The 5,432-nt window shown below is 44.2% G+C and carries 5 protein-coding genes and 1 pseudogene; 2 read left to right on the top strand and 4 right to left on the bottom strand.

The genetic code is table 11. The features are described from left to right. The 3 genes and pseudogenes from LC574_RS24495 to LC574_RS24505 all read right to left on the bottom strand — a co-directional run. The coding region (locus LC574_RS24495; RefSeq protein WP_306422152.1) for a glutamate synthase central domain-containing protein at nucleotides 1-2,264 on the bottom strand (2,264 nt) is incomplete at its 3' end. Nucleotides 2,265-2,834: 570 nt separating this feature from the next. After that, nucleotides 2,835-3,194, bottom strand: a pseudogene (locus LC574_RS24500) (hypothetical protein); the annotation flags it as partial. Between the two features lie 252 nt (nucleotides 3,195-3,446). Then, a complete protein-coding gene (locus LC574_RS24505) occupies nucleotides 3,447-3,596 on the bottom strand; it encodes a hypothetical protein (protein ID WP_229456154.1) in 150 nt (49 codons plus the stop codon). 23 nt (nucleotides 3,597-3,619) lie between these two features. Here LC574_RS24505 and LC574_RS24510 point away from each other — a divergent pair, with 23 nt between their 5' ends. Next, on the top strand, nucleotides 3,620-3,817 hold the full coding sequence (locus tag LC574_RS24510; RefSeq protein ID WP_109010096.1) for a hypothetical protein: 198 nt from the start codon (nucleotides 3,620-3,622) through the stop codon (nucleotides 3,815-3,817). An 82-nt stretch (nucleotides 3,818-3,899) separates the two neighbouring features. Next, entirely contained in the window at nucleotides 3,900-4,379 is a 480-nt protein-coding gene (locus LC574_RS24515) for a Tic20 family protein (protein ID WP_229456155.1), read from the top strand. A 3-nt stretch (nucleotides 4,380-4,382) separates the two neighbouring features. Here the strand turns inward: LC574_RS24515 and LC574_RS24520 are convergent, their stop codons facing one another. Further along, on the bottom strand, nucleotides 4,383-5,156 hold the full coding sequence (locus tag LC574_RS24520; RefSeq protein ID WP_229456156.1) for a fumarylacetoacetate hydrolase family protein: 774 nt from the start codon (nucleotides 5,154-5,156) through the stop codon (nucleotides 4,383-4,385). Between the last annotated feature and the right edge of the window lie 276 nt (nucleotides 5,157-5,432).

Here is a 5,432-nt window from a genome sequence, read left to right on the forward strand (position 1 = left end):
CACTCGAAGATCTGGGCTCCCTGGTATGACTGAAGCGTCGAAATTCCCATTTTAGAGAAGATCTTCAGCAATTCTTTGTCTACCGCTTTGATATAGTTTTTGTGTAATACTTCATCTTTAAGCTCTTCTCCTTCGATCAGGCCTCTTTTGTTCATGTCCGAAATGGTCTCGAAAGCCATGTAAGGACAGATGCCCGAAGCACCATAACCGATCAGCGTAGCAAAATGATGGGTTTCCCACACATCACCTGACTCTACCAGGATACCGACCTTACCTCTCAGACCTTTTTTGATCAGGTAGTGATGAACGGCCGCAGTAGCCAGCAATGAAGGCACCGGAGCATGGTCAGAGTCAATCGCCCTGTCAGAAAGTATCAGGATTTCAAAACCATCATAAATGGCATCTGCAGCATACCTGCAAATCCTTTCCAAAGCAAATTCAAGTGATTTGCCCGGATTTTCATGATGAGCATTGAAGTAAGTATTGATCGTTTTGGCCTGGAAACCCTGGTGATCCACAAATCTGAGTTTATCAAACTCTTTGATGGTCAGTACAGGTTGCTCCAGCTGCACCTGGCGGCAGTGCAATGGCGATTCTGTCAGGATGTTCTCAGCCGAACCCACGAATGAGATCAGCGACATGATAGAACGCTCTCTGATCGAATCGATCGGCGGGTTGGTTACCTGGGCAAACAACTGCTTAAAATAATAGGAGATATGCTGGCTTTGCTCAGAAAGGATGGCCAGAGGGGTATCAATACCCATAGAGCCGATCGCTTCTTTACCTGATGAGGCCATTGGTCCGAGAATCATCCTCAGGTCTTCTGAAGTGTATCCGTTGGTAATCTGGCGTTTCAAAAGGGCCGCACTGTCATATTTGGTATATGGCCTGATAGAATCAGGCAATTCTGCAATCTTAATTTTGTATTCGTCTAACCATTCCTGATAAGGTTGTCTTGAGCAAATTTCAGCTTTTAATTCTTCATCAGGGATGATTCTTCCCTGTTCCATGTCAACTACGAACATTTTGCCCGGTTGCAAACGGCCTTTTGATACGACTTTCGACTGATCAACGTCCAATACCCCGGCTTCAGAAGCCATGATCACCGTGTCGTCATTCAGAACCCAGTATCTTGACGGACGCAAACCGTTCCTGTCCAGTGTGGCACCCACAATCTTTCCATCAGTGAAAGAAAGAGAAGCAGGACCATCCCACGGCTCCATTATGGCCGCATGGTATTCGTAGAATGCTTTTCTGTTCGGATCCATCTGGTCGTTACCGTCCCAGGCTTCGGGCACCAGCATCATCATCACATGCGGAAGCGATCTGCCCGACAGGTACAGAAGCTCAATGGCGTTATCCAGCTGAGCTGAATCAGAATTGCCTTTATCACAGATCGGAAGAATCATGTTCATCTCTTCTTCCGTAAAAAACTCAGAGTAGAAAGTACTTTCAGCCGCCCTGATCCAGTTCACGTTACCTTTCACGGTGTTGATCTCACCATTGTGAGCGATATATCTGAAAGGTTGGGCCAGTTTCCAGGATGGGAAAGTGTTGGTTGAGAATCTTGAGTGTACAATGGCGAATGCAGAAACCACATTCTTGTTGGTAAGATCAGGGAAATAATATTTCAACTGATTGGTAGTCAACTGTCCTTTATAAGATACAGTACGACAGGAAAGTGAGGAGAAATAAAAATGTTCTACGGCTCCCAAAACAGACTCCCTGATGATCCTGGTGGCATATTGCCTTAAGACATAAAGCTTTCTTTCAAAGCTGATGTCGTCCGTCAGGTCAAAAGGTTTTTTAATAAACACCTGCTCAACCCACGGCTCAACAGAACCGGATCCTTCGCCCAGTGTTTCGTTTTGAGTAGGAACCTTACGATAACCCAGCAACTCCATGCCGAATTTCTCAATTTTGCGGTTCAGAATCTCTCTGCACTCTTCTCTTTCTTTCTCATCATGAGGAAAAAAGATCATCCCCAAACCATAATTACCCAGGGCCGGAAGCTTGAATCCGGTCTTCCTGCATTCGTCTAAAAGGTATTCATGGGGAATTTGTATCAGAATTCCCGCTCCGTCACCAGTGTTCGGGTCACAACCGCATGCTCCGCGGTGATCCATCCTCTCGAGCATCACGATAGCATCCGCTACAATCTGATGTGATTTTCTTCCCTTGAGATGAGCTCTGAATCCGATGCCACAGGCATCATGCTCGAAGTCTGGATGGTAAAGGCCAGGATTTTCTTGAATTTCAATCATTTTTTTACCTTTTAAATGATAATTATATTGTACTCTTTTGTTTTGCAAGATTCTTCTTTTGTATAATCAGAAATCACTTACAAAAAATTCTGATTTTCGCTATTTTTAAGTATATTATAAAAGTAGCCTCGCAATTTAATAATAATTTTAAATGGTTAATACACAATAAACCAAATTTTATGCAAGCGGCGAAAACTTGTGAATTAAATAATAAATTCTATTGAAATTATACAATTCAAAAGTGTTTTACGGCTCAATAGTAACGGGGTTATTGTCTGTAGTAACCGCTTGTTCTTTTGCGATCGCTTTATCTAGCGTCATTTCGGTTTCTTCTGGGGCAGTGTATTCTAAGTTCTCTTCATCTGGCACAACAATAGTAACCGGGTTGTCGTCTGTAGTAATTAGCAGTTCTGCAAAGACTGCGATCGCTTTATCTAACGCAATTGCGGGTTCTACTGGGACAGTGCATTCCAAGTTTTCAGAAACAGTATCTAGGCGATCGGGTAAATTTGATTTTACATTCTCCCCCTGCTCCCCCTGCTCCCCCTGCTCCCCCTGCTCCCCCTGCTTCCCCTCTACTTCCTGGCACAATACTTGAAGTTGGACACTGTATTGCCAAGATTTACCGAGTAGATCCGACATCAAATCGCCGATACAGCGAAACTCCCAAACTCCCGGATGGAAGTAGGTAAAGGGAATTAGCGCCATTAAACCTTCTGAATTAGTGCGACGCGATCGCTTGAAAATTCGCCGCTTTGGTAGAACTTCCTGGGTTGAGGAGTGAGTTAGCCGCACTTCCACGTCAGTATTAGGAAGGTTAGAACGAGCCAAAACTCTATACTCCCCTTCCAAAATTTCCAAATTTGGCGATTTTAGGATATGCCACGAGCGATCGCCTTGTTTCTGTATCAGAAATTGCCAGTGTTCCATTGTGAGTGATGCCCAGACCGACGAGCCGCCCAATTATATTGTGTATTAACTTGCTTGCAAGTTTACCCCAGTATTTTGTAAATGCATCCCTTAAATAGCTATCTAGTTAACTGCCAACTTTTTTTGTATGATTTTTTACTAAAATTTCCATTTGCCATAGACACAACATACAATAAATGTAAGATTCACTTGACAATTTTTATTAAATTGTGATTGCCCACATTTTTGCTACAAAGAGTTAGGGTGTGGCTCTTAAGTGTCCTGTGTGATCGCCGTAGGCGATCGCAAAACGCCATCGCAAATCACAACACTTAACCACGTAGCACGCGCCCAACCTACAAAGCAGCGTTTCTTTGAACCGCTACAAAGCGTATCCTCACCTGAGTGAAATGTGGGTGACAATGAGGATTTACAGGAGGGATTCGATGCTAGTCATTTTAATGGACGAGCAAATCCTTGCCCCTGAGCAAGTTTGCCAGTCTTGTTTACTCGCTGACAGAAGCGGTCAACCCCGTTGGCGTGGGGGTCAACTGCGCTGTGGTCAAGCCATTCGCAAACTTACTCAACAGCAACCAGACCAGTATGAGTGTGTGATGGGTTTTCGCATCGCCCATATAGAATAAGTTGAATTTGCCAGAAAGACCAAGCAACTGCGTTATCCTAAGCTCAAGTAACTATTAAAATTTAATCACAGGAGAACGCATAATGTCTTGGCGCGGATCTACAACGGTTTCAGATCGAATTTTTGCTTCCTTGCCTTATTTGCTGCCCCTAGTTGATGGTTTAGTCTTCGGCAGCTTTTTGTTAAATCAGTTTCCACCACTACGAGTTGTGCTTTTACCACTGCAACCAGTGCTAATAATTTACGGTAGTTTAGGACAATTTGGACAAATAATTGTGTTCTTTGCCTTGTTCCTATTAGTGGTAAGAAACGAAAAAATCAGTCACTTCATTCGTTTCAACACAATGCAAGCGATTCTTTTGGACATAGTTATATTTTTGTGTTCCATACTGGTACAAGTTTTAAGACAGGTTCCTGGTACTGGCTTTGCAATAGAAACACTAGCTAACACCATCTTTCTAGGCGTTGTAGCAGCAGTTGGATATTCCGCCGTTCAGTCTCTACTGGGACGTTATGCGGAAATTCCGGCGATTTCCGATGCAGTGTACATGCAGGTGCGTTAGAAGTTAACGGGGCGCTACAGTGTTTTCCAGGCGACCAATACCTTCAATTTCAACGCGGACGCGATCGCCTGGATGCAAGGGACTTACACCCTCCGGCGTACCTGTTAGCACCAAATCACCCGGTAGTAGCGTCATAACCTGACTGATATAAGAAACTAGAACATCGGGAGAAAACACCATTTGATTGATACAGGCAGATTGGACTGGATTGGCGTCGTCATTCACAAAAGTTTGCAATCTCGCTCCTGGATTTAATTCCCGCACGATCCAAGGCCCCAACGGACAGAAAGTATCAAAACCTTTGGCTCGCGTCCATTGACCATCCCGTTTTTGTAAATCCCGCGCTGTTACGTCATTGGCGATGGTGTAGCCCCAAATTTTGGTTTGGGCTACCTCTGGCGTACATTCAAAGACGTAATCGCCAATCACTAATGCTAACTCTCCTTCGTAGTCAACTCTTTGTGACTGGGGAGGATACTTAATTTCCCTTTCAGATGGAATGATCGACGTAGGTGGCTTAAGAAAGATTAGTGGCTCAGAAGGTACTGAAGTTCCCATTTCAGCTGCATGTTCTGCATAATTCTTACCCACTGCCACAATTTTTGAGGGAGCGCAGGGAGCCAGAATTTGGTAATTTTCTGGTGTCAAAGTTAAATCAGTGGGTTGTCCTTGTAACCAAGGCGGAGCATCTAACACCTGCACATTCAGGGACAGTTGTAGTATCCCATAGTAAATCTGTCCTTCTTGATTTTGAATTCGCACATAGCGTTGCGCCATAACCTTAATGAATATCCTTTGATCTGCTTTTTTGTTGCTGTGAGCGGGTAGTAATCATCAGTTAGCTTTTTAGCGAACCGATTGAGCCTTGAGCCTGAAAGCGATCGCTCGCTATAATATATGTCCCAATCCGGTTCGCTTAATATGTTTGGCTCTCGGAGATCCCCTAACCCCCAATTTCTCGGGGGTCGCCACAGGCGGGGGGATCTTAACCCAACCTGATATATGTCATTAGGGAAATATACCCCTTGACAAAGCTAATAGCTTGATCAAGCT

Source organism: Nostoc sp. CHAB 5715 (assembly GCF_020829685.1).
Lineage (GTDB): Bacteria > Cyanobacteriota > Cyanobacteriia > Cyanobacteriales > Nostocaceae > Nostoc.